23 protein-coding genes and 1 riboswitch are annotated in these 24,438 nt (G+C 63.0%); of the genes, 15 read left to right on the top strand and 8 right to left on the bottom strand.

What is annotated here, in order from left to right; translation table 11 throughout:
• The first annotated feature begins 208 nt into the window (after window positions 1-208).
• The 6 genes from NKH89_RS01500 (at window position 209) to NKH89_RS01475 (ending at window position 4,986) form a co-directional block, all read left to right on the top strand.
• Window positions 209-1,336 (top strand): S-(hydroxymethyl)glutathione dehydrogenase/class III alcohol dehydrogenase, encoded by a 1,128-nt coding sequence (locus NKH89_RS01500; protein WP_352908343.1) that lies wholly within the window; start codon window positions 209-211, stop codon window positions 1,334-1,336.
• 73 nt (window positions 1,337-1,409) lie between these two features.
• Window positions 1,410-1,979 (top strand): S-(hydroxymethyl)glutathione synthase, encoded by a 570-nt coding sequence (gene gfa / locus NKH89_RS01495; protein WP_352908342.1) that lies wholly within the window; start codon window positions 1,410-1,412, stop codon window positions 1,977-1,979.
• A gap of 66 nt (window positions 1,980-2,045) precedes the next feature.
• Window positions 2,046-2,513, top strand: a complete 468-nt coding sequence (locus tag NKH89_RS01490) for a YaiI/YqxD family protein (protein WP_352908341.1) — start codon at window positions 2,046-2,048, stop codon at window positions 2,511-2,513.
• Between the two features lie 4 nt (window positions 2,514-2,517).
• Window positions 2,518-3,195: a DUF1345 domain-containing protein gene (locus NKH89_RS01485; RefSeq protein WP_352640646.1), complete on the top strand. Its 678-nt coding sequence runs from the start codon at window positions 2,518-2,520 to the stop codon at window positions 3,193-3,195.
• 101 nt (window positions 3,196-3,296) lie between these two features.
• Window positions 3,297-4,175, top strand: coding sequence for a cytochrome b/b6 domain-containing protein (locus NKH89_RS01480; RefSeq protein WP_352908340.1), 879 nt, complete (start codon window positions 3,297-3,299; stop codon window positions 4,173-4,175).
• A 1-nt stretch (window position 4,176) separates the two neighbouring features.
• Window positions 4,177-4,986 (top strand): molybdopterin-binding protein, encoded by an 810-nt coding sequence (locus tag NKH89_RS01475; protein WP_352908339.1) that lies wholly within the window; start codon window positions 4,177-4,179, stop codon window positions 4,984-4,986.
• Window positions 4,987-5,009: 23 nt separating this feature from the next.
• Here NKH89_RS01475 and NKH89_RS01470 read toward each other — a convergent pair whose 3' ends face one another.
• Window positions 5,010-5,612, bottom strand: coding sequence for a DUF3011 domain-containing protein (locus NKH89_RS01470; RefSeq protein ID WP_352495364.1), 603 nt, complete (start codon window positions 5,610-5,612; stop codon window positions 5,010-5,012).
• Between the two features lie 86 nt (window positions 5,613-5,698).
• Between NKH89_RS01470 and NKH89_RS01465 the strand changes: the two genes are divergently transcribed.
• Entirely contained in the window at window positions 5,699-6,529 is an 831-nt protein-coding gene (locus NKH89_RS01465; RefSeq protein ID WP_352640640.1) for a transporter substrate-binding domain-containing protein, read from the top strand.
• A gap of 12 nt (window positions 6,530-6,541) precedes the next feature.
• Here the strand turns inward: NKH89_RS01465 and NKH89_RS01460 are convergent, their stop codons facing one another.
• A complete protein-coding gene (locus tag NKH89_RS01460) occupies window positions 6,542-7,540 on the bottom strand; it encodes a hypothetical protein (RefSeq protein ID WP_352547341.1) in 999 nt (332 codons plus the stop codon).
• A gap of 203 nt (window positions 7,541-7,743) precedes the next feature.
• A riboswitch (glycine riboswitch) is annotated at window positions 7,744-7,830 on the top strand.
• A 148-nt stretch (window positions 7,831-7,978) separates the two neighbouring features.
• On the opposite strand from NKH89_RS01460, the gene gcvT reads away from it, so the two are divergent.
• The 3 genes from gcvT to gcvP are packed head-to-tail and all read left to right on the top strand — an operon-like array spanning window position 7,979 to window position 12,280.
• Window positions 7,979-9,079, top strand: coding sequence for a glycine cleavage system aminomethyltransferase GcvT (gene gcvT / locus NKH89_RS01455; RefSeq protein WP_352908338.1), 1,101 nt, complete (start codon window positions 7,979-7,981; stop codon window positions 9,077-9,079).
• 5 nt (window positions 9,080-9,084) lie between these two features.
• The gene (gene gcvH, locus NKH89_RS01450; RefSeq protein WP_352482176.1) at window positions 9,085-9,453 is read left to right on the top strand and encodes a glycine cleavage system protein GcvH; all 369 of its coding nucleotides are present in this window, start codon (window positions 9,085-9,087) and stop codon (window positions 9,451-9,453) included.
• Between the two features lie 16 nt (window positions 9,454-9,469).
• The gene (gene gcvP / locus NKH89_RS01445) at window positions 9,470-12,280 is read left to right on the top strand and encodes an aminomethyl-transferring glycine dehydrogenase (RefSeq protein ID WP_352908337.1); all 2,811 of its coding nucleotides are present in this window, start codon (window positions 9,470-9,472) and stop codon (window positions 12,278-12,280) included.
• 71 nt (window positions 12,281-12,351) lie between these two features.
• Here the strand turns inward: gcvP and NKH89_RS01440 are convergent, their stop codons facing one another.
• Window positions 12,352-13,521 (bottom strand): GGDEF domain-containing protein, encoded by a 1,170-nt coding sequence (locus NKH89_RS01440; protein WP_023720133.1) that lies wholly within the window; start codon window positions 13,519-13,521, stop codon window positions 12,352-12,354.
• Between the two features lie 273 nt (window positions 13,522-13,794).
• Between NKH89_RS01440 and parE the strand changes: the two genes are divergently transcribed.
• Window positions 13,795-15,843 (top strand): DNA topoisomerase IV subunit B, encoded by a 2,049-nt coding sequence (gene parE / locus NKH89_RS01435; protein WP_352908336.1) that lies wholly within the window; start codon window positions 13,795-13,797, stop codon window positions 15,841-15,843.
• 178 nt (window positions 15,844-16,021) lie between these two features.
• Here the strand turns inward: parE and NKH89_RS01430 are convergent, their stop codons facing one another.
• Window positions 16,022-17,143: a DUF2336 domain-containing protein gene (locus NKH89_RS01430; protein ID WP_352844210.1), complete on the bottom strand. Its 1,122-nt coding sequence runs from the start codon at window positions 17,141-17,143 to the stop codon at window positions 16,022-16,024.
• Between the two features lie 152 nt (window positions 17,144-17,295).
• Between NKH89_RS01430 and NKH89_RS01425 the strand changes: the two genes are divergently transcribed.
• Both NKH89_RS01425 and NKH89_RS01420 read left to right on the top strand, forming a co-directional pair.
• Window positions 17,296-17,745, top strand: coding sequence for a MaoC family dehydratase (locus tag NKH89_RS01425; protein ID WP_352482171.1), 450 nt, complete (start codon window positions 17,296-17,298; stop codon window positions 17,743-17,745).
• Window positions 17,746-17,748: 3 nt separating this feature from the next.
• Entirely contained in the window at window positions 17,749-18,630 is an 882-nt protein-coding gene (locus tag NKH89_RS01420) for an HpcH/HpaI aldolase/citrate lyase family protein (RefSeq protein WP_352855410.1), read from the top strand.
• A gap of 21 nt (window positions 18,631-18,651) precedes the next feature.
• Here the strand turns inward: NKH89_RS01420 and NKH89_RS01415 are convergent, their stop codons facing one another.
• Window positions 18,652-19,236: a nitroreductase family protein gene (locus NKH89_RS01415; protein WP_352495372.1), complete on the bottom strand. Its 585-nt coding sequence runs from the start codon at window positions 19,234-19,236 to the stop codon at window positions 18,652-18,654.
• On the opposite strand from NKH89_RS01415, the gene NKH89_RS01410 reads away from it, so the two are divergent.
• Window positions 19,220-19,402, top strand: coding sequence for a hypothetical protein (locus NKH89_RS01410; protein ID WP_352495373.1), 183 nt, complete (start codon window positions 19,220-19,222; stop codon window positions 19,400-19,402). The genes NKH89_RS01415 and NKH89_RS01410 overlap by 17 nt on opposite strands.
• A complete protein-coding gene (locus tag NKH89_RS01405; RefSeq protein ID WP_023720140.1) occupies window positions 19,395-20,360 on the top strand; it encodes an RgsD C-terminal domain-containing protein in 966 nt (321 codons plus the stop codon). The genes NKH89_RS01410 and NKH89_RS01405 overlap by 8 nt, the downstream gene beginning before the upstream one ends.
• Window positions 20,361-20,372: 12 nt before the next feature.
• Here the strand turns inward: NKH89_RS01405 and NKH89_RS01400 are convergent, their stop codons facing one another.
• From NKH89_RS01400 to blaOXA, 3 genes are all read right to left on the bottom strand, one after another.
• Complete coding sequence (locus NKH89_RS01400) at window positions 20,373-21,311, bottom strand: lysophospholipid acyltransferase family protein (RefSeq protein ID WP_352908335.1); 939 nt, start codon at window positions 21,309-21,311, stop codon at window positions 20,373-20,375.
• Window positions 21,312-21,395: 84 nt separating this feature from the next.
• On the bottom strand, window positions 21,396-23,369 hold the full coding sequence (thrS, locus tag NKH89_RS01395; RefSeq protein WP_352908334.1) for a threonine--tRNA ligase: 1,974 nt from the start codon (window positions 23,367-23,369) through the stop codon (window positions 21,396-21,398).
• Between the two features lie 168 nt (window positions 23,370-23,537).
• A complete protein-coding gene (gene blaOXA, locus NKH89_RS01390) occupies window positions 23,538-24,353 on the bottom strand; it encodes a class D beta-lactamase (protein WP_352640621.1) in 816 nt (271 codons plus the stop codon).
• Window positions 24,354-24,438 lie beyond the last annotated feature (85 nt).

Raw genomic sequence — 24,438 nt, 5'->3', positions numbered from 1 at the left:
CCTCGTCCCTCGGCTGCCCTTCTTTTCCGGGCTTCCCGTTTTATGGGCTTCAGGGGGCCGGTCAAGGCAAAGTCGGAGCCTATCCCGGACGCAAATCGGCGAGCTCTGACGAAAATCCGGGATCAGAACGTCGCTTCGTGCATAGCGCAGAGCTGAGTGGTAAGTTAAATCTAACCTGGATTGCAGACTGCCATGGGAGGATTGCCTGATGAAAACGCGCGCCGCTGTCGCCGTCGCCGCCGGAAAGCCGCTGGAGATCATGGAGGTCGACCTCGAAGGTCCCCGTGATGGCGAGGTGCTGGTCGAGATCAAGGCAACCGGCATCTGCCACACCGACGAGTTCACACTGTCGGGCGCCGACCCGGAAGGCCTGTTTCCGGCGATCCTCGGCCATGAGGGCGCCGGCATCGTCGTCGACGTCGGCAAGGGCGTCACCTCGGTCAAGAAGGGCGACCATGTCATCCCGCTTTATACGCCGGAATGCCGGCAGTGCCCGTCCTGCCTGTCGCGCAAGACCAACCTCTGCACCGCCATCCGTGCCACGCAGGGTCAAGGCTTGATGCCTGACGGCACGTCGCGCTTCTCGATCGGCAAGGACAAGCTGTTCCACTACATGGGCTGCTCGACCTTCTCCAACTTCACCGTGCTGCCCGAGATCGCGGTGGCCAAGGTCAATGCCGACGCCCCCTTCGACAAGATCTGCTACATCGGCTGCGGCGTCACCACCGGCATCGGCGCGGTGATCAACACGGCCAAGGTCGAGCAAGGCGCGACCGCTGTCGTCTTCGGCCTCGGCGGCATTGGCCTCAACGTCATCCAGGGCCTGCGCCTTGCCGGCGCCGACATGATCATCGGCGTCGACCTGAACAACGACAAGAAGGCCTGGGGCGAGAAATTCGGCATGACGCATTTCGTCAATCCGAAGGAGGTCGACGGCGATATCGCGGCTCATCTCGTTAACATGACCAAGCGCGGCGCCGACCAGATCGGCGGCGCCGACTACACGTTCGACTGCACCGGCAATACGAAAGTCATGCGGCAGGCGCTTGAATCGTCCCACCGTGGCTGGGGCAAGTCGGTCATCATCGGCGTTGCCGGCGCCGGCCAGGAGATCTCGACGCGGCCGTTCCAGCTGGTTACCGGCCGCACCTGGATGGGCACCGCCTTCGGCGGCGCGCGCGGCCGCACCGATGTGCCAAAAATCGTCGACTGGTACATGGACGGCAAGATCGAGATCGATCCGATGATCACCCATACGCTGAAGCTCGAGGACATCAACAAGGGGTTCGACCTCATGCACGAAGGCAAGTCGATCAGGAGCGTGGTAGTTTACTGAGGAGGAGGAGAAAGCCGCCGGCCAATCAGCCAGCGGCCGAAAATGCACATGTTCAACAAGGGAGGAGACAAAAATGCCGGAAAAACTGCATCCGAAAATCGACAATGGACTGCCCAGGGAAAAGGCCGACTTTGCCGGCGGGACGCTGGTCTGCGCCTGCACCAGCAATCCGGTCAAGGTGAAGGTCAAGGGCCAGATCGCCCACAACCATGCCTGCGGCTGCACCAAATGCTGGAAGCCGGAAGGCGCATTGTTCTCGGTCGTGGCGGTGGCCGGTACAACCGACGTGACGGTCACCGAAAACGGCGACAAGCTGAAGGTGGTCGATCCGGGCGCGCTGATCCTGCGCCATGCCTGCACGGGCTGCGGCGTCCACATGCACGGCCCGGTCGAGCGCGACCACGCTTTCAAGGGGCTGTCCTTCATCCATCCGGAGCGCTTCCAGGAGGACGGCTGGTCGCCTCCGGGCTTCACCGCCTTCGTCTCGTCGATCATCGAATCCGGTGTCGATCCGAGCCGTATGGACGGCATAAGGTCACAGCTGAAGTCGATCGGGCTCGAGCCTTATGACTGCCTCAATCCAGGTTTGATGGACTATATCGCCACCTGGACGGCGAAGAGATCTGGCGCGTTGCCGGCCTAGTAGCCGCTCGACTATCATCGATCGAGCCGGGCGACGTCGCCCGGCTCTTTCACATTTGGAACAACGATGCCCACACCCGCTATTCTCGTCGATGCCGATGCCTGCCCGGTGAAGGCCGAGGTCGAAAAGGTTGCCGAGCGGCACGGCATCGTCGTCACCTTCGTCTCCAATGGCGGCTTGCGTCCATCGCGCGATCCGATGATCCGCAATGTCGTCGTCTCCAAGAGCGCCGACGCCGCCGACGACTGGATCGTCGAAAATGCCCGGCCCAACGACATCGTGGTGACCGCCGACATCCCGCTTGCCGCGCGCGCGGTGGCACTTGGCGCCCATGTACTCGGCCCGACCGGGCGCCCGTTTACGCCGGAGACGATCGGCATGGCGGTGGCGATGCGCGACCTCAAGCAGCACCTGCGCGAGACCGGCGAAAGCAAGGGCTACAATTCGAGCTTCGCGCCGCAGGATCGCTCGCGGTTTCTCGGCGAACTTGACCGCATCTTGCGGCGAGCGCTGAAATCCGCCTCAGCGGACTGAAACCATGACGACCGGTACCCCCACCAAGATGCCCATGCAACGCCACACGCCGTTCGCGCTGTCGGCCTGCATCGGCGTGGCAGCCTTCGCCGCAGCGCTGATCTGGCGTGCGCCGCTTGCCTATTCGATCGGCGCCAATGTGTTCTTTGCCGCCTATCTCTGTCTTGTCGTCGCTCACATGCCGCGGCTTACTGGCAGCTATCTGCGCAAGAATGCAGGCGACACGGACCTGCCGGTGCTGGCCATCTTCGCGGTCACGCTGGTTGTGGTCGCAATTGCCATCATCTCGTTGTTTCAATTGATCAACAGGGAGAAGAGCGCGGATCCCGTCGAGCTTACGGTGGCGTTGTTGTCTATCCCGCTTGGCTGGTTGACCATCCATGCGATGGCGGCACTTCACTACGCACATCTCTATTGGTTGGACGGCGACGCGATGGATGGCGACACCAAAAAGAAAATTCCGGTCGGCGGCCTCGACTTCCCGGGCGGCAAACGGCCGGAAGGCTCGGATTTCCTCTATTTTGCGACAGTGATCGGCATGACGGCGCAAACTGCCGACACCAACATCACAACCTCGCAAATGCGCCGTGTCGTGCTTGTGCATTCGATCCTGTCGTTCTTCTTCAACACGGTGATCGTGGCAGCCGCGGTCAACCTCGCAGTCAGCCTCGGCAGTCCGTAATAAATCCGGGATCGGGTGAAACATCGCTTAAGCTGGCGACGTATTGGGAGGAGAAGAGATCTGACAGGCCGCGGCGAACGTGCGGCCGGAGGGAACAACAGATGGAATCGCTTGCCAGAAACCAAGCCGCCGAAGCAGATACCGCCGCGCCGAGCGATGCGACGCTGATCTATCGGCAGTCGCGCTGGACGCGGCTGACGCATTGGCTGTGGGCGATCGCGCTGTTCTTCATGCTGCTTTCCGGTCTGCAAATATTTAACGCCCGCCCACAGCTCTACATCGGCAAGGAGTCGGGCTTTGGCTACAACAACACCATCTTCGCCATTGGCGCCGAAAACACGGTGACTGGCCCGCGCGGCTACACCGACATCTTCGGCAAGCGCTTCGATACCACCGGCGTGCTCGGCTGGTCGGGTCCGGCCGGCCAGCAGACCTCCCGCGCCTTCCCGTCCTGGGCGACGATCCCTTCCTACTACGATCTCGGCACCGCGCGCGTCGTTCATTTCTTTTTCGCCTGGGTGCTGACCACCACGCTGCTGGTCTGGCTGGTCGCCAGTCTGATCAACGGCCATTTGCGGCGCGATCTTGCCCCGCGCCTCGATGATATCAGGCGGCTGCCGCGAGACATTGTCGACCACGCCAGGTTCCGGTTCCACCACAGGCGCGAATACAACACGCTGCAGAAGATGGCTTATGGCGGCGTGCTGTTCGTGCTGCTGCCGCTGATGATCGTCACCGGCCTGGCCATGTCGCCGAGCATGAACTCGGTACTGCCATTCCTGAACGACCTGCTCGGCGGCCGGCAGACGGCGCGCACCATTCATTTCACGGTGATGCTGCTGCTCGTCGCCTTCTTCATCATCCACATCCTGATGATCCTCGCCGCCGGCCCGATCAACGAGCTGCGTTCGATCATCACCGGCTGGTACCGAACCGACCCGCCGGCGCATGGCGACAAAGCACCCGAGAGGAGCGCCTGACATGGCGAAATTCGAGATCAGCCCCAAGCTACAGACAAGCCGAAGAAAATTCCTGACCTCGGCCAGCCTCGGCCTTTCCGGCATCATGCTTTCGGGCTGCGACGCCTTCGACAGCCAGCTTGGCGTCGGCGACGGCCTGCGCAGCTTCCTCGAAAGCGCCAATGGCCTGACCTGGCGGGCGCAGCGGCTGCTTGCCGGCCGTGACGCGCTGGCGCCGGAGTTCACCGAGGCCGACATTCGCCAGCCGCAGCGGCCGAACGGCGTCACCGCGCCCGACGACGATTTCTACAAGGGCCTGCTCGCCAACGATTTCGCCGACTGGCGGCTGGAGGTTTCCGGCCTCGTCGAAAAACCGCTGTCGCTGAGCCGCGAGCAGCTGATGAACATGCCGAGCCGCACCCAGATCACCCGCCACGACTGCGTCGAGGGCTGGAGCTGCATTGCCAAATGGACCGGCACGCCACTGTCGCTGGTGCTCGACCAGGCGGTGGTCAAGCCGCAGGCGCGCTACGTCATGTTCCACTGCCTCGATACGATCGACCGCAGCCTTGCCGGCGATATCAAATATTACGGCTCGATCGACCTGATCGATGCCCGTCATCCGCAAACGATCCTTGCCTATGGGGTCAACGGCAAGCCGTTGCCGGTCGAGAACGGCGCGCCGCTACGCGTCCGCGTCGAGCGCCAGCTCGGCTACAAAATGCCGAAATATCTCACCAAGATCGAGCTGGTCGACGGCTTTGCCAATCTCGGCGGCGGCAGAGGCGGCTATTGGGAGGACAATGGCTACGACTGGTACGGCGGCATCTGACCGAAACCTGACCTAAGCCTCAGCTAACTGTCGTCGTCGCTGTCGTCGCCGTCGCTGCGCAGGGCCGGATTCAGATCAGGATTGTCGTCAGGGGTAACAAGCTTCCCCAGCCCGTGCGGTCCTTGGTAGTTGCCGTGGGTATCGAAGTTGGGATTGCCCTGATTGTCGAATTGCGGCGTCGGATCGATCGATTGGTCGTAACGGCGCGGGCGCGGCTTCGGATAGTAATTGTCGGAATGATGGCGGTGCGAATTGCCGTTGTCGAGAATGGCGCCTACCACGCCGCCGACGATAATGGCTGCAGCGACGTCGCCAGCAGAGGGATTGCGGTTGGGGCCGGCGACTGCGAATTCGGCCGAGCAACCATTGTCGACCCAGATGCCGCCGCCGTCATAGCCCCAGCTTCTACCATATACGCAACGCGCCTTCGAAAGCCTGGAGGTCAACTGCACGCCACGTCGCGTATCGATCCCGCAATAGGAATAGCGGTAATCGGCGCTGGAGCAGACCATGCGTTTTGCCCCCGCAGCCTGCGCTGCCGCCGGCAGCAACGAAAGCTTCGCCGGGTTGCCCAGGATGCAAACCAGGAACATCATCGAACTGCTAACCGCCATCCGTGCCGACATCGCAACTCTCCATCAGGGTCCGCTATCGACAGAATGGCACCTCTGTGTAAATCTGACAACCGGACGGGCTCAGCGAGGTTATATTAATGCGCGCTAAGATGATCGCCACAACTATACTTGCCCTTTCTGCCTGGTTGGCTTTGTCGCTGCTGCCAGCCCGGGCGGATGACAGCCTCAAGCGCATCATCGACCAGAAGACACTGACGGTCGGCGTGGCGCTCAACCCGCCATGGATCCTCAAGAAGGCCGACGGGAAGTTCGCCGGCTATGATGTCGACCTGACCAATGCGCTGGCGTCTGATCTCGGCGTCGACCTGAAGCTGGTCGAGGTGCATTGGAACGACCTCAAGACACGACTGCTCAAGGGTGATTTCGACATGATCGCGGCGGGCTACGCCAGCACGCCGGAACGCGCACGCGAGGTGGTGTTCTCCAACCAGACCGGTACCGCCGATATCCGCATGGTTGCGACGATCGCCAGCCTTGGGAAAAGGCCGGGAAAGGCAGTAGCGGCGCCGGGATACAAGATCGCCGTGTTGTCCAATTCCACCGATGAAGCCGCCGCGAAGGAAGCTTTTCCTAAGGCGACCATCCTGTCTTTCGACAATACCTCAGATGTTTTCGCCGCGATCATCGGCGGCGACGCACAGGCGATGGTCGCCACATCGCCAACGCCGCAAATGGCCGCCAGGCTCTATGACGCGAAATTGAAAATGGTGGGCGGTCCGCTGTTGCGGACGCCGGAGGCGTTTGCCATGCGGCCGGACGATGTCCGCCTCATCCAATACGTCAACAACTGGATCGGCGCGCGTACCGCTGACGGCACCATAGGCGGCGTGCGCCGCTACTGGTTCGGCAGCTTCAAATGGATGTCGCGGTTCGACACCGGCGCCAAGCCGGAACCTGCCAAGCAATAGGTTGGCGACCTGTTATGCGACCTTGTCGATCAGCGGCTTGAGCGCCGGGTGGATTTCCGGCGAGGCGTGCTTGATCAGCGTCAGCAACGCACGCTCGTTCTCCTGCAGCGGCCGGTCGCCGATGTGTTCAGCTAGCCATTTCGCCTCGCCGGCATCGACCGTCTCGGCGCGGCGGGCCAGAGCCTCGGCTGCGTTGTTCCTCGATTCCCATTCGGCCTCGACGTCGCCCGGTGAACGATAGGCCTCCATAATGCCGGACAGGCCACCCGACACCATGCGGCTGAAGAAACCGCCGATCTCCGGATCGGCCTGCTCGAAAAAAGCATCCCGGCGCAGCGCCACATCGCGCACCGGCGCTTCGTAGCCGGCCGAACACATGACGAAATTGGCGATCGCCTTGACGAACAGATCGTTCCACGACGGATCATTGTCGCCCGCCACTGTCCGCTCGTTGATCTTGAACAGCACCTCGGCCTCGGCGCGGCTGATGGCGATGTTGCCATCGCCGCCATAGGCGTAAAGGATGCGGCGCAACAGCTCGACCTCAGCCTTGGCTATCGACCCAGGGATAAGCCTGCCGCCGGTCGTCAGCGGCCCCTTGCCATCCACGACCGCATGAGCGACCTGCTCCAGCGCATAGCCGGAAAGCGTGCTCGGCGATGATTTGGCAACTTCCAGCACGTGCACTAGCAGCTCGAGTTCGGTTCGGCTGTCAACCATGCCGTCGCGCGAAATCGCCCGGATCAGCCAGTCGGCATTGTCCTGGGAAACATAGCCGGCCGGCTGTTCCTGGTGGACGATGAAGTCGGTGACGGCCTCGACGAAAAACTCGAGCCATTCCGCGCATTTGTCCCTCGCCGTCGCGTCGAGCGCAAACAGCGCCTCGGCCTCGCCGCGCGTTACCACGCCGTCGCCGAACACTTCGCCGCGCAGCATGACCACGTCTTCCGCCGTGATCCGATTTTTCGAGGTCAGCCCGGCCACTGGCGCGCTCATGATCAATTCGCCCATTTTGTTCCCCGCCCGCCGCCGGCAATTGCCGGCCCTTATCCGGCATATCAGCAAGGTCTTGAGAAACCGGCAAGCGGCGTGGTTAGCGAAGGCTTGCCTGTAAAGAAGGCCAGCAGAAGACTGCCAGTAAAAATGTCGCTGGCAGGTGACAAGGTGTCGTCCACGGGCTATGGATGACGAGTCGAGGGCTCTTAACCGAGTCCTACCTGTTTGCGGGAGAGAGCAGCGAGAGCTGCCGCCGAAGGGGAAATCGCCCGAAATCTCTCAGGCAAAAGAACCGTAGACGGGAAAGACACTCTGGAAAGTCGGGGCTTGCCCCCGCGCCGAAGGTGTAAGCGCTGCCGACAGAGTTACGGGGCGCGAGTCTCTCAGGCTTCAGACAGAGGGGCACGGACTGGTCGCCATTCGCGACCGCTTGCGTGCGACTCTGGAGATGACATGACGGGCGACGACACCAAACACCTTCCCCTCGAAGATCTGCACATGGCAGCCGGTGCGCGCTTCGGCGCCTTCGCCGGCTGGTCGATGCCGCTGACCTATCCGGCCGGCGTGATGAAGGAGCATCTTCACAGCCGCGAGCATGCCGGCCTGTTCGACATCTCGCACATGAAGCTGTTCGAAATCAGCGGCCCGGGCGCAGCAGCGCTTCTGAACCGCGCCTGCCCGTTCGATGCCGGCGCGCTTCAGGTTTCCCACTCCAAATACACGTTCTTCCTCAATGAGGCCGCCGGAATACTCGACGATCTGATCGTCACCAGGCTCGGCGTCGAGCGCTTCATGATGGTCGCCAATGCCGGCAACGCCGCCGCCGACGAAAAGCATCTGCGTGAACTTGCCGAGGATTTCGACGTGAAGGTGGACGCACTCGACCGCGTCTTCCTGGCCATCCAGGGCCCCGAGGCATGGGCTGCCCTTTCCCGCGCCGGCATCGAGACCGGTTCGCTGGTGTTCATGCACGGCATCGAGCCGCGCGAAAACTGGTTCATGAGCCGGTCGGGCTATACCGGCGAAGACGGTTTCGAGATCGGCCTGCCGGAAGCGGACGCGCGAACCCTCGTCACCAGGTTGCTCGAGGACGAGCGAGTGATGTGGATCGGCCTTGCCGCCCGCGACAGCCTGCGGCTCGAAGCAGGACTGTGCCTGCACGGGCTGGACATCACGCCGGAGATCGATCCGGCCAGCGCCGGGCTGATGTGGGCCATCCCCAAGGAGGTTCGCGCCTCTGGCGCGTTCATCGGCGCCGATGCATTGCGCGCCATCCTGGAGCGCGGCCCGGCGCAAAAACGCGTCGGCCTGAAGCCGGACGGCCGCCAGCCGGTGCGCGCCGGTGCTGCCCTTTTCGACGCCGACGGCAACCCTGCCGGCCATGTCACCTCAGGCGGCTTCGGCCCCTCGGCCGGTCATCCGGTGGCAATGGGCTACGTCCGGACGCCGCTTGCCAAGCCCGGCACAAGACTGTTCGCCGATGTCCGCGGGACGAAAATCCCGGTCGACATCCACCCCTTGCCCTTCACGCCCCATCGCTACCGCAAAGGATGATTTCAATGGCAAAGACCTATTTCACCGAAGATCACGAATGGCTTCGCGTCGAGGGCGGCATCGCCACCGTCGGCATCACCGATTACGCGCAGCAGCAGCTCGGTGACCTCGTCTTCGTCGAACTGCCTGAGCCAGGGAAAAAGCTGGCCAAGGGCGATACGGCCGTGGTGGTCGAATCGGTCAAGGCGGCATCGGACGTCTACGCACCGGTCGACGGCGAGATCACCGAAGCCAACACCGCGCTGTCGGCCGATCCTTCGCTCGTCAATTCGGCGGCAACCGGCGACGGCTGGCTGTGGAAGATGAAGCTGGCCAATGAGAGCCAGCTCGACGGCCTCCTCGATGAAGCCGCTTACAAAGCCCATATTGGTTGATAGCAGGACCAGCAAGATGACCGCAGCACCCTACCCCTTCTCGGCTCGCCATATCGGCCCGGGCCTCCAAGACGTCAGAGCCATGCTGGCCACGATCGGCGTTCCCTCGGTCGAGACGCTGATCAGCCAGGCAGTGCCGAAGTCGATCCGGCTCGACCGTCCATTGGCCTTGCCCGCCGCTGCAAGCGAAGCGGAAGCGCTGACCGAGCTCGCGGCGACGATGGCAAAGAACACGGTGCTGAAGAGCTTCATCGGTACCGGCTATCATGGCGTCCACGTGCCGCCGGTGATCCAGCGCAACCTGTTCGAGAACCCGGCCTGGTATACGGCTTACACGCCTTACCAAGCCGAGATCAGCCAGGGCCGGCTGGAAATGCTGTTCAACTTCCAGACGCTGGTCACCGAGCTGACCGGCTTGCCGGTGGCGTCGGCCTCGCTGCTCGACGAGGCGACGGCGGTGGCCGAAGCGGTCGGCATTGGGCTGCGCCATCATCGCGACAAGCGCACCAAGGTGGCACTGGCCGGCACGCCGCACCCGCAGACGCTGGACGTCGTTCGCACCCGCGCCGAACCGCTCGGCATCGAGGTCGACGGCGAGGTGATCGACGACAACACCGCCGCCCTGCTGGTCTCCTGGCCCGATACATTCGGCGTCTATGGCAATCACAAGGCAGCGATCGACAAGGCCCGCGCTGCCGGCGCGCTGGTCGTCTTCATTGCCGATCCGTTGGGCCTGACGCTGACCGACGCGCCAGCCAGGCTTGGCGCCGACATCGCCGTCGGCCCGATGCAGCGTTTTGGCGTGCCGATGGGCTTTGGCGGGCCGCACGCCGCCTATTGCGCCGTGTCCGACAGGCTGACGCGGCTGATGCCCGGCCGGCTCGTTGGCCAGTCGACGGACAGCAAGGGCCGTCCCGGATATCGCCTGGCCTTGCAGACACGCGAGCAGCATATCCGCCGCGACAAGGCGACCTCCAACATCTGCACCGCACAGGCGCTGCTCGCCAACATGGCGACGGCCTATGCGATCTGGCATGGCCCTGCCGGGCTGCAGGCGATTGCCGGCCGCGTCCACACGCTGGCCAACCGCCTGGCTGCCGGCCTCAAGGCAGCAGGCGTTTCGGTGCTCGGCGGAAGCCGCTTCGACACGGTGACCGTGGAACTGAAGGGCAGAGCCGCCGCACTTGCCGCCGCCGCCGAGAAGACCGGCCGGCTGCTGCGTGTCATCGACGCCGACCATGTCGGCATCAGCTTTGACGAGACCTCCACCGAGGCCGATCTGGAGGCGATCGCAGCACTTTTCGGCGCCAAGGCCGGCGTTGCCGCCGGCAGTTCCATGCCAGGAAAACCGCGCGGCAAGGAGTTCCTCACCCAGCCCGTCTTCCGCGAAAACCACTCGGAAACCGACATGATGCGCTTCTTGCGCCGGCTGTCCGACAAGGACCTGGCGCTCGACCGCGCCATGATCCCGCTCGGCTCCTGCACCATGAAGCTCAACGCCGCCGCCGAAATGATGCCGGTAAGCTGGCCCGATGTCGCCAACCTGCATCCCTTTGCCCCGGCGAGCCATTCGGTAGGCTATCGCGCCATGATCGACGAGCTGGAAGGCTGGCTGGCGGAGATCACCGGCTTCGACGCGGTGACCCTGCAGCCCAATGCCGGCAGCCAGGGCGAATATGCAGGGCTGCTCGCCATTCGCGGCTATCATTTGTCGCGTGGCGAAGGCCATCGCACCGTCTGCCTGATCCCGTCCTCGGCGCATGGCACCAATCCGGCAAGTGCGGCCATGGCCGGCATGAGTGTCGTCGTCGTGCGCTGCACCGAGGACGGCAATATCGACATGGAAGACTTGCAGGCCAAGGCGGCCGAGCATGCAAAAGACCTCGCGGCGCTGATGTTCACCTATCCTTCGACGCATGGTGTTTTCGAGGAAGGCGCCCGCGACCTCTGTGCGCTCGTCCACAGCCATGGCGGCCAGGTCTATTTCGACGGCGCCAATCTCAACGCTCTGGTCGGCCTCGCCCGTCCCGGCGATATCGGTGCCGATGTCTGCCACATGAACCTGCACAAGACCTTCTGCATTCCACATGGCGGCGGCGGCCCCGGCGTCGGCCCGATCGGCGTCAAGGCGCATCTGAAGCCATATCTGCCCGGACACGTCACCGAAGGCTCGGCCCATGCCGTGGCGGCGGCACCGTTCGGCAGCGCCTCGATCCTGCCGATCACCTGGATGTATATCCGCATGATGGGCGCTTCCGGCCTGAAGCAGGCGACCGAGACGGCGATCATCTCCGCCAACTACGTGGCGACGCGGCTTGGCGAGCATTTCCCCCTGCTTTACAAGGGGCGCAACGGACGCGTTGCGCATGAATGCATCCTCGACACCCGCGTGCTCAAGGACAGCGCCGGCATCAGCGTCGACGATATCGCCAAGCGGCTGATCGACTATGGCTTCCACGCGCCGACCATGTCGTTCCCGGTGGCCGGCACGCTGATGGTCGAGCCGACCGAATCCGAGCCCAAGCGCGAGCTGGATCGTTTCTGCGAAGCCATGATCGCCATAGCCGGCGAGGCAGCCAAGGTGGCGAAGGGCGAATGGCCCTTGGCCGACAATCCTCTGGTCAATGCGCCACATACCGCCGCCGAGGCGTTGGCCGGCCAGTGGACCCATCCCTATTCGCGCCTGGAAGCGGCCTACCCCGCCGGCGATGCCGATACGGCGGCAAAATACTGGCCACCGGTGTCACGCATCGACAACGTCGCTGGCGACCGCAACCTGGTCTGCTCCTGCCCGCCGCTGTCGGAATATCTGGGTGCGGCGGAGTAGACCATGATCCCGAAGAGTGGAATCCGGTTTTCGGACAAGATCATGGTCTAACAAGAAGATAGAAGCCTCAATCAGGCAGAACGCAAGGCCGGCCCGTCGGCCTTGCTCGCCCTGTCCCGGGCGATGACGCGATTTCGCCCGGCGCGCTTTGCCGCATAGAGCGCGGCGTCGGCTTCGGCCAGCACATCATCGAGACCGGTGCCGCTCGTCCCACCAAAGCCGATGCCGCCGCTGACTGTGCTTCGCAACGGACCAAGCTGGGTGGCCACGACTTCCGTACCGAAGGCGACGCTGATCTTGCTCGCAATGTCATAGGCCTTTTCTTCCGTCATCCGCGACATGACGAGCACGAATTCCTCGCCGCCCAGCCGGAAGGCGTCGACGCCGGTTCTGGCGTATTTCCTGATGACGGCGGCAAAGCGGCGCAGGACCTGGTCGCCGACCGGATGACCGAATACGTCGTTCGTCCTTTTGAAATGGTCGAGGTCGAACATGGCGACGGACATAAACGGACCGAAGACCCGCTCGCCGTAGAGTGCCGTTAACGCCCGCCGGTTCATCAGCCCGGTCAATGGATCGGTCATCGTCTCGGCCTTCAATTCGATCTGCGCCTGCAAATGGTGCAGGGAGAGCGTTAATGCGCCAAGCCCGGTCATGCAGGCGACGGCTACGACGGAATTCACCCGCTCGGCCCAATTGTCCGGTGCTACGCCGAGCACCCACTGGCCCTTGACCAGCAGGACCGCGCCGCAAAGTCCGAACGACAGCGCACAGACGCCGCTCAGGAACGATACGACCAGCAATATCCGGCGATCATGACCACCCTCAATCCAGAACATCGCCCCGATAAGCGAGAGTAGCGCCGTTACCGTCGCGTAGGTGACAATGAAGCCGACACCATCAAACCCGAGATACGTCGCGCCCGCGCAAACAGCCATCGCAGCCAAGGTCGGCAAGATGGCGCGCCTATAGTCGCGCATGCTGAGATATTGCATGGCCGACAGGCAGATAATCAGGAAGCCGAGGCTGAGAAGAGCAAGCACGATCTGGCAAAGCCAGGGGCTTGGATCTCTTGTGTAATGCCAAAACAAGACCACATGGGCGACGAGCACGAGAATGCCGCACGCCACCGTCAGCACAAAGCGTGCCTGTGGCGCGGTGAACCAGATCGCAAACATGGTGATGCTGAGGCACGTGCCCGACAGCGCCGCTGCGAGCAGGAGCGAACTGTAATCCAACATGCTTAAGCGACAGCCTCTTGAGGGTTTCGCTGCATTCTAGGTCAGCGACAGTCCGCGGATATCGTTTTTCAGCCAATCTTGCGGCGTAACCTTCGGACAAGGTTTACAAAGCGTCGATGCTCCAAGCTTCGACCCCATTTCCGCCGCTTGGTTGTCGAATGGTTTTGCAGTAAGAGGCTCTATCCTCGAACGTAACAGGAACCTCCGTCGCCTGCCCGCAAAAAGCGTGGCAGTATCGGGTGGTGATTCGCAGCATCGGAATCCAGGACCGGCATGGACGACAATAACGATCTTTTCGGCAATTTGGGCAAGCAGCCGCAACCGGCTCGCGCCGCGCGCCCGGCCGACCCGCTGGTGCAGGCGGCGAAGCGGCCGGCGCCCCGCGATGCCAGCGAGAGCTATAGTGCCGCCGATATCGAGGTGCTGGAGGGGCTGGAGCCGGTGCGCCGCCGCCCGGGCATGTACATTGGCGGCACCGACGACAAGGCGATGCACCATCTGTTCGCCGAGGTCATCGACAATTCGATGGACGAGGCGGTCGCCGGCCATGCTACCTTCATCGATGTCGAGCTTTCCGCCGACGGATACCTGTCTGTAACCGACAACGGCCGCGGCATTCCGGTCGATCCGCACCCGAAATTCAAGAAGCCGGCGCTCGAACTCATCATGACCACGCTGCATTCAGGCGGCAAGTTCGACAGCAAGGTCTACGAGACCTCGGGAGGCCTGCACGGTGTCGGCGTTTCCGTGGTCAACGCGCTGTCCGACCATCTCGAGGTCGAGGTTGCGATTGGGCGCAAGCTCTATCGCCAGCGCTTCTCGCGAGGCGTTCCGGTGACCGGCCTGGAGCAGCTCGGCGAGGTGCACAACCGGCGCGGCACGAAGATCCGCTTCCATCCAGACGAGCAGATTTTCGGCAAGGGTGCTGCGTTCGAGCCGGCGCGGCTCTACCGCATGGCGCGGTCAAAAGCCTATCTGTTCGGCGGTGTCGAAATCCGCTGGACCTGCGATCCCTCGCTGATCAAGGAAAAGGACACGACGCCGGCCAAGGCAGAATTCCATTTTCCGGGCGGCCTCAAGGACTATCTGAAAGCCTCGCTCGGCGACGAATTCCAGGTGACCCGTGAAATGTTCGCCGGCAAGAGCGAGAAGCAGGGCGGTCACGGCTCGCTCGAATGGGCGGTGACCTGGTTCGGCGGCGACGGTTTTATAAATTCCTATTGCAACACCATTCCGACAGCTGAAGGCGGCACGCACGAGGCCGGCTTCCGCAACGTTCTGACGCGCGGCTTGCGCGCTTATGCCGACCTGGTCGGCAACAAGCGCGCTTCGATCGTCACATCCGAGGATGTGATGATCTCGGCGGTGGGCATGCTGTCGGTGTTCATCCGCGAACCGGAATTCGTCGGCCAGACCAAGGACAGGCTGGCGACGATCGAGGCGATCCGCATCGTCGAAAGCGCCATCCGCGACCCGTTCGACCATTGGCTGGCCGACAATCCGCAGGAAGCTTCGAAACTGCTCGAATGGGTGATCGCGCGTGCCGACGAGCGGGTGCGCCGCCGCCAGGAAAAGGAAGTGTCGCGCAAGAGCGCCGTGCGCAGGCTGCGCCTGCCCGGCAAGCTCGCCGATTGCACGCAGAATGCAGCGGCCGGCGCCGAGCTGTTCATCGTCGAGGGCGATTCGGCTGGCGGTTCGGCAAAGCAGGCGCGCGACCGCGCCAGCCAGGCGGTGCTGCCGCTCCGCGGCAAGATCCTCAACGTCGCCAGCGCCGGTAACGACAAGCTGGCCGGCAACCAGCAGATATCCGACCTGATCCAGGCCTTGGGCTGCGGCACGCGCTCGAGATACCGCGACGAGGACCTGCGTTACGACCGGGTCATCATCATGACCGACGCCGACGTCGATGGCGCCCATATCGCTTCGCTGCTGATCACCTTCTTCTACCAGGAGATGCCGAGCCTGGTCCGCGGCGGCCATCTCTATCTGGCGGTGCCGCCGCTCTACTCGATCCGGCAAGGCGGCAAGGTCGCCTATGCCCGCGACGATGCGCACAAGGACGAACTTCTGCGCACCGAATTCACCGGGCGCGGCAAAGTCGAAATCGGCCGCTTCAAGGGGCTGGGCGAAATGATGGCCGCCCAGCTCAAAGAAACCACCATGGACCCGAGAAAGCGCACGCTGCTCAGGGTGGACGTCATCGACGCCGAGGCGGCGACCAAGGATGCGGTCGACGCATTGATGGGCACCAAGCCCGAGGCCCGCTTCCGCTTCATCCAGGAACGCGCGGAATTCGCCGCGACGGAAGTGCTGGATATCTGAGCGTCTTCTGCTAGGCGAGCCGCGGACGGCGGCTGTCACTGTGCGCAAGACTTTTCCGGATTTTTCGCGAAGGATGACGCCTGGAACGGTTCAGCGTTTCACGGAAACGCCGAACCGCTCAGTTTTTTATTTTTTGACGCAAGTCGGAAAACCGTTTCACGCTTTTCCTGGAATTGCTTTAAGCAGCCGCGATCGCCAGCGCGTGCCCGCGTGCGTTCTCGCGCAGCGCATCGAGATGGATCGATTTGACCAGCCTGGCGAGATCGCCTTCGGCGGACTGTCCGCCCAATTCCTTCAGCATCAGCCAGCTGACTTCCTGGACGCCGGCGAGGCGTTTGCCATTGGCGACCTCACGCCAGACCTTCAGCGCGCGCAGGATGATGGCGTGGGTGGCGGCGGCAAGCCCGGCGCTGCGGAACAGTGCCTGCAACGCTATGTCATGCCCGCTGGCCAGCAGCGCCCTCACCCGTTGCTCGGGCTGCTGGCTGAGCGCGACCAGCGCCGAACCAAAGAAGTCGACCTTGCCGTGCGCGATGGTGCGGATGACGAAGCTTGCGGTCAGGTCGCCGCGCAGGCGCAGATGTTCGACAAGTGCGGTATGTTCCTCCGCCCGCGTGCCTTCGATCAGTGTCACCGAAGCCTTGACGCAAGCATCGCGCGTGATGCGCTCGGCCCTGGCGGCGCCCATCAGCGCCAGCACCAATGGCGACCCCTTGAGCATCTCCCCTAGCTTGACCAGCAGCATATGCCGGCAGTCGGCGGGCAGCCGGATGTCGGCGATCAGCGCCTCGCGCACCAGAGGCAGATGGCCGTGACGCTCGGCCATGCGGCGAAAGCTGACGGATGCGATGTCGGCGCCGCTATTGGCGAGCAGCGTGGTGCAGGCTTCCGGCTCACCGACCTCGGCGATCGCCGCCGCAACCGACATCGAGACGCGCGGCCGGTCGGCGATCACCTTCTGCGTCGCTTTCTGGCCGCCGGCAACCCGATCAATCAGGTCGGAATCGGTAAGCAGCGGCGAGCGCGCCAGTACCAAAGCGGCCACCTCGGGCTGGTCCGAAGCCAGCGCGCTGACGATCTGCGGCGGCGCATGATGGCTCATGGAAAGCGCGTCGGCGATCGCCAGCCGCACCTTCGACGATGCGTCATCGAGCAGCAACGTCAGCGCCGCCTCGGCAGCGCAGCGGTCCTCGAAAGGCAGGTCCGAGTCGACATAGGCGCGAGCCAGCGCGCTTGCCGCCGCAGCACGCTCCGACACCTTTGCCGTGTGGATCCATTTCAGGAAATGCGAAACGACCATGTCGCCTGCTTACGCCCTTTGCCAGAACGCTTCTGGCGCCTGTCGAGACCGTAGGCACAAATGGTTTACGAACGGTTCACCATGTTCGTTAACTGGCTTGCGGGCCCGGTATGCAACGCCTATCAACCCTTAAGCAGTGGAGGAGACAGACCATGGCCGGCCTTTACCTTGAGGAGTTCGTTGTCGGCCATGTGTTCAAGCACACGCTGCGCAAGACCGTGACCGAAAGCGACAACATGCTGTTTTCGGTGATGACGCTGAACCCGCAACCGCTGCACATCGATTTCGACTTCGCCGCCAAGAGCGAATGGGGCAAGCCCCTGGTCAATTCGCTGTTCACGCTTGGCCTGATGATCGGCATCTCGGTCAACGACATCACCGTCGGCACCACCATCGCTAATCTCGGCATGAAGGAGACGGTGTTTCCGCACCCCGTCTTCCATGGCGACACGATTCGCGTCGAGACCACGGTGGTTTCGGTGCGCGATTCCAGGTCGAAACAGGACCGCGGTATCGTCGAGTTCGAGCACCGCGCTTATAACCAGAACGACGTGCTGGTTGCCAGATGCACGAGGCAAGCCATGATGATGAAAAAGGCATAGCCGATGCGTTCCCTGCTCTTCGTTCCCGGCGATTCGGAAAAGAAGCTGGAGAAGGGCTTTGGCGCGGGCGCCGACATGGTCATCGTCGATCTCGAGGACTCGATTGCCTCGCAAAACAAGGGGCTGGCGCGCGACACAGCGGCGCGTTTCCTCGCCGGGCACAGGCACCGAACCAACTCCGCGATCTATGTGCGCGTCAATGACCTTTCGACCGGACTGACCGACGACGATCTGGCGGCGCTCGTGCCAGTGAAGCCCGACGGCATCATGCTGCCTAAGTCGAACAGCGGACTGGATGTCCAGCATCTCTCGGCCAAGCTCAGGGTGCACGAAGCTGAAAGCGGCCTGCCGGACGGCGCGATAAAGATCCTGCCGATCATCACAGAAACGGCCGCCGGCGTTCTGGCCGCCGTGACCTACGCCAAGGCAAGCGCGCGGCTTGTCGGCGTCACCTGGGGCGCGGAAGATCTGTCGGCGGCAATCGGCGCGCGCTCGACGCGCGACGCGAATGGCCGCTACACGGATGTATTCCGCTTCGCCCGCACCATGACCCTGCTTGCGGCGAATGCCGCGGAAGTCGCGGCGATCGACACCGTCTTTCCGGATTTTCGCGACATGGCCGGCTTCGAGGCCGAATGCGCCGAGGCCGAGAGCGACGGCTTCACCGGCAAGATGGCGATCCATCCGGCGCAGGTGCCGGTCATCAACGCCGCCTTCACGCCTTCGGCGCAAGCGGTGAAAAATTCGCTGGCGATCGTCGAGGCATTCAAGGCGGCGGGAAACCCCGGCGTCGTCGGCATCGACGGCAAGATGTACGACCGGCCGCATCTCAAGCTCGCCGAGCGGCTCCTGGCGCGAGCCAGGGCAGCGGGGCTTGACGCTTAGGGTCTGGTTCCGGGTCGAAAATTATCCCACCCACGGCCCCGAATAGTCGGCGTAGAGCTTTGCCGGATCGGGCCGTGGCCGCTCCGGCGCTGGCCCCTGATAGGAGCCGATATGGACAAAACCGACGACCCGCTCATGCGGCGCCAGACCGAGGATCGCCCTGCCCTCTGGCACGTCGGAATACCAGTTGCTGATCATGTTGGTACCGTAGCCCAGCGCATTGGCGGCAAGCAGCAGGTTCATCGCAGCCATGCCGCCGGACAAGAACATCTCCCATTGCGGGATCTTTGGATTTTCCCTGGGGATCGAGATCACGCCGATGACCAGAGGCGCCCGCGAAAAGCGTGCCAATTCCTGGTTGCGGCGGCCTTCCGGCAACGGCCCTTCGCGCTGTTCGGCAAGTGCTGCCAACTCCTTGCCGATCTCGACGCGAGCCTCGCCGCGATAGAGGATGAAACGCCAGGGCTCCAGCCGGCCATGATCCGGCACCCGCGAGGCGGCGGCGATCATGGTCGCGATCTCCGCATCGCCCGGTGCCGGCTCTTTCAAATCCGGGATCGGCGCGGAATTTCGGGTCAGCAGAAAATCGATGATCGGCGACGCCATGGGCGCAAGTCTCCTGGAATTTGAGCTGAAGCGCGCCATCGGGATATCGGGCGGCTCGGGGCATTGGCGCGACGCGCCGGACAAAGAGCCCTCTAGCAGGAAGCCGACCGGACTCTTAAGCCTTGAAATTGCCACCGCATTGGGCTTCAACGCAAGGCATGTTTGAGGGGACATTGCGTCTTTTCCTGATATGGCTCGCTGCCGCACTGTTGATGGTGCCGGTTTCGCTTGCCGCCGCCCAGAATGTAGACGGCCTCAGTGATCTGAAACTTCCCGGAATTTCGGGCTATGCGCCTCCGAAAAGCGAGACATCGCTGGCATTGGGCAGCAGCGGGGCGATCACGCTGTCGGCGCAATTGACCGACAAGGGTGCCGACATCACGCGCGGCATCGTCTGGCGCGTCTTCAAGCCCGAATCGGCCAGCGACGGCAAGCTGCCGATGGTCGCCTCCGCTCATGGCGGCACCGCCGTATTCCAGCTCGAGCCGGGTTCCTATCTGGTCCATGCCTCCTACGGGCGGGCCGGCGCCACCAAGCGCATCACCGTCGGCAAGGAAGCCAAGCGTGAGAGCCTCGTGCTCGATGCCGGCGGCCTCAAGCTTGATGCCGTGCTGTCGGGAGGGGTGCGCATACCGCCGAAGAAGCTGCGCTTCTCGATTTATGAGAGCCACGCCGCGGCCGATGGCGATCGCGCGCTGATCATACCCGATGTCGAGCCGAACAGCGTCGTGCGGCTCAATGCCGGCACCTACCACGTTGTTTCGACCTATGGCGCTGTGAACGCGGTCATCCGCTCCGACATCCGCGTCGAGGCCGGCAAGCTGACCGAAGCGACGGTCGAGCATCGTGCCGCCGAGATGACCATGAAGCTGGTGCGCGAGCCGGGCGGCGAGGCGATCGCCGACACCTCCTGGTCGCTGCTGAACGAGTCCGGCGACCCGATCAAGGAGACCGTCGGCGCCTTTGCCTCGATGGTGCTGGCCGAGGGCGACTACACCATCATCGCCAAAAACCGCGACCGCATCTACCAGAAGGATTTTACGGTGGTGGCCGGACACAATCAGGACATCGAAGTCCTGGCAACCGAAGCTTCGGCCATCGATTCCGAGGAAGGCGCCGACTAAGCCGCGCCCCCTCTAGGCTGCTTTGCGCATGCGTCGCGCCAGCAACGGCACGCGGCCAGTCGTCTCGGCCGGCGCCAGATCGAAGACGCCGCGCTGAAGGCGGTCGAGCAAGGCCTTGCGGTCTCGCAGCGGCTCCAGTTCGTCCCACCCCAGCACGTCGCCGACGCGCACGTCGATCGATTTGCCGGAGAGCCGCGCAAATTCACGGATGAGCAGCGATGTGCGCAGTGTCAGCGAGGCCTTGCCGACGAATTTCGCCACACGCCCGTAGCGTTCGGCCATGTTCATCGGTCCGCTGACCAGATGGAACAGCCGGCCGTTCTGGCCCGAAAAATGCAATGGGATGACCGACGCCTTTGCGTCCTGAACGAGACGGGCCGGAAACACCTTCCACGGCAGATCGCGTGCCCGGCCAAACCCCTTCGGCGCGGTGGCGACACCTCCCGCCGGAAAGACGACGATGGTGACGCCCTCCTTGAGCAGCCGCACCGCTTCATGGCGGACCGCCATGTTGTTCTTCAGCGCGTCCTTGGTCTCGGAAAAGTCGATCGGCAGCGAATAGGGCTCCATCTCGCGGATCTTGAGCAGATCCCTGTGGATCATGACGCGGAACGGTCGGCCGAGCTGCTCCGCCAGCGACAGCACGGCAATACCGTCGCCGATGCCGAACGGATGGTTGGCAACAATCACCAGCGGCGTGTCGGGCAGGTTTGCCGGCGGCCATTGACCGGCGGTCCGCACCCGGACGTCGATCAGCTCCAGCATGCGGCTGAACACGCGCTCTCCGTTCGGCACCACTTGCCGGCGCCAGAAATCATAGAGTGCGGCGAAGCGATCACGTCCCGACAGGCCTTCGACCGAGTGGATGAACCAGCGCGTCAGCGCCGGCTGATGCGGACCGGCATAGGAGAGCTCGGGAAACGGTCTTTCGCGCATCTTCAGCTTGAGCATGGGGCTCGCTACACAATTGGCGTGACAAGCATATGAAAATGGCGGTGGAGCGATCCACCGCCATTTCGTTGCTGATTGGCCGGCTCAGGCCGCGCGGCGCTTGCGGTCGGGTGTCACCGCCTCGTCGGAAAGCAGTTTCACGGCGGCCGCGAGGCCAAGCGATTCCTGGTCGCGCGACCCGAGACGGCGGACATTGACCGTTTCTTCCTCAGCCTCGCGCTTGCCGCAAACGACGATGACCGGCACCTTGGCAAGGCTGTGCTCGCGGACCTTGTAGTTGATCTTCTCGTTGCGCAGGTCGGTTTCGGCGATCAGCCCGGCCGCCTTCAGCTGCGCAACGACTTTTCGCGCGTAATCGTCGGCATCGGAAGTGATCGTCGCCACCACCACCTGCAGCGGCGCGAACCAGAGCGGGAAATGGCCGGAATAATTCTCGATCAGGATGCCGAGAAAACGCTCCATCGAACCGCAGATGGCGCGATGCACCATCACCGGCTGCTTCTTTTCCGAATCGGAGCCGATGTAGAAGGCGCCGAACCGTTCCGGCAGGTTGAAGTCGACCTGCGTGGTGCCGCATTGCCAGTCGCGGCCGATGGCGTCCTTCAGCACATATTCGAACTTCGGCCCGTAGAACGTGCCCTCGCCCGGATTTACGCCCGTCTTGATCCGGTTGCCCGACCGCGCCGCGATCTTGTCGAGCACGTCCTGCAGCACGCCCTCGGCGTGATCCCACATCGCGTCGGTGCCGACCCGTTTTTCGGGGCGGGTCGCCAGCTTGACCGTGATTTCGTCGAAGCCGAAATCGGCATAGGTCGACAGGATCAGGTCGTTGATCTTGATGCACTCGTCGGCGAGCTGTTCCTCGGTGCAGAAGATGTGGGCATCGTCCTGGGTAAAGCCGCGCACCCGCATCAGCCCGTGCAGTGCGCCGGACGGCTCATAGCGATGCACATTGCCGAATTCCGCAAGTTTTACCGGCAGATCGCGGTAGGACTTCAGCCCGTGTTTGAAGATTTGGACGTGGCCGGGGCAGTTCATCGGCTTCAGCGCAAACACCCGGTCGTCGTCGGTGTCGTCGCCGGCGACCGTCACCTTGAACATGTTGTCCCGGTACCAGCCCCAGTGGCCTGAGGTCTCCCACAGGCTCTTGTCGAGCACCTGCGGCGCGTTGACCTCCTGGTAGCCCTGCTCGTCCAGGCGGCGGCGCATGTAATTGACCAGGTTCTGGAACATCCTCCAGCCCTTGGCGTGCCAGAACACGACCCCGGGGCCCTCCTCCTGGAAATGGAACAGGTCCATCTCACGGCCGAGCTTCCTGTGGTCGCGCTTCTCGGCTTCCTCCAGCATCGTCTGATAGGCTTCGAGCTGCGCCTCGTCGGCCCAGGCCGTGCCGTAGATGCGCGTCAGCATCGGGTTGTTGCTATCGCCGCGCCAATAGGCGCCGGCGACCTTCATCAGCTTGAAGGCGTTGCCGATCTGGCCGGTCGAGGCCATGTGCGGACCGCGGCAAAGGTCGAACCAGTCGCCCTGCGCATAGATCTTGAGATCCTGATCCTCGGCGATGGCGTCGATCAGCTCGAGCTTGTAGCGCTCGCCCTTGTCGGCAAAGATCCTTTTCGCCTTTTCACGCGACCACACCTCTTTGGTGAACGGCTTGTTGCGCGCAATGATCTCGCGCATCTTCTTCTCGATCACCGGGAAATCGTCGGGCGTGAACGGCTCGTTGCGGGCGAAGTCGTAGTAGAATCCGTTCTCGATCACCGGCCCGATGGTCACCTGCGTTCCCGGCCAAAGTTCCTGCACGGCTTCGGCCAGCACGTGCGCGGCATCATGGCGGATGAGCTCCAGCGCACGCGGATCCTCGCGGGTGATGATTTCGAGCTTGCCTGATTTGCCGATCGGGTCGGAAAGGTCGCGCAACGTGCCGTCGATGCTGTAGGCAACGGCCTTCTTGGCCAGCGACTTCGAGATCGATTCCGCCAGGCCGGCGCCGGTCATCGCCGCGTCGTAGTCGCGGACGGAGCCATCGGGAAATGTCAGGGAAACGGAATTCAGCATTAAATTCTCCTATCCAGTCCCGCAAACGAGCGCGGGTGGTAAAATGCACGTCGCCCAAAACTGCGTAGCGATTTTGGGGTTGCGACTTACATCAAGTAAGAGCCGGATGCGTCCGGCGGCGAGCGGTCTTTTATGGGCAGTTTTCGGCGCCGTAAAGCCGGATTTAGGTCACCCGAGGAGATTCGACAGCTCTTTCAGGAACATCGCCCGCGTCTTGAGCCCCTTCGGCGTGTCGGAACGTTTCGTATCGACTACGAGGCAGGCAAAGACGATCTTGCGAGCATGCTTCTGCGCCCAGCCAACAAACCAGCCAAGCGAGCGCTTGTCGGCATCGTCGCCAAGCCTGGTCGTCCCGGTCTTGCCCTGCACCGTCCAGCCGCCCGCCCGGAAGGTCGGGACAATCGCATTGGTCATCGCATGGGCCTTGTCCGAGACCGGCAGATTCCGCGCCAGCAGCTTGCGCAGGAAATCGACCTGCTCGACCGGCGATATCTCGAGCGAAGAATTCACCCAGGAATGGGTGAGGCCGTCATTCTTGCCGGAATTGCCGGAGACGTCGGTGTTGCCATAGTCCAATCTGGACACATAGCCGGCAAACTGTTTGCTGCCGAGCCGGCGCGTGATCTCGCGTGAGAACCAAAGGACCGAATCCCTTTCCCAGATCGTCGGGTCGACGGTCTTGCGGTCCCGTTTCGGCGCGTTGAACTCCGCTTTGTACTCCCAATTCGGTGTATGCTCGTCGCCCAGGATTCCGGCGTCATAGCCGATCAGCGCCAGCGGAATCTTGAATGTCGAGGCGGGGCTGACGCGCTGATCGCAAACCCCTTGCCGGTACAGCGTCTCGCCGCTCGCGGCGTCGACGATCAGCGTGCATTCGACGTCCCCGAGAGGCGCCGATTGCGCACGGATCGGAAAGCCCAACAGCCACGCCAGGACATAGAGAACCACGGCGAAAACGAAGGGAAGACGATCTATCCGGCGCATTTGGCAATCTCTCCTGAAGGGTATCAGGAGCGGCTTAGCGAGGCGTCTTGTCTCGATTTTGTCTTAAATGCGCTATGTCCGCGCA

Origin of the sequence: Mesorhizobium sp. M0923 (genome assembly GCF_040319365.1) — a bacterium.
In the GTDB taxonomy this organism is placed as follows: Bacteria; Pseudomonadota; Alphaproteobacteria; order Rhizobiales; family Rhizobiaceae; genus Mesorhizobium.
The sequence above is the reverse complement of the archived record's forward strand: the minus strand, read 5'-3'. Positions and strand labels throughout refer to the sequence as shown.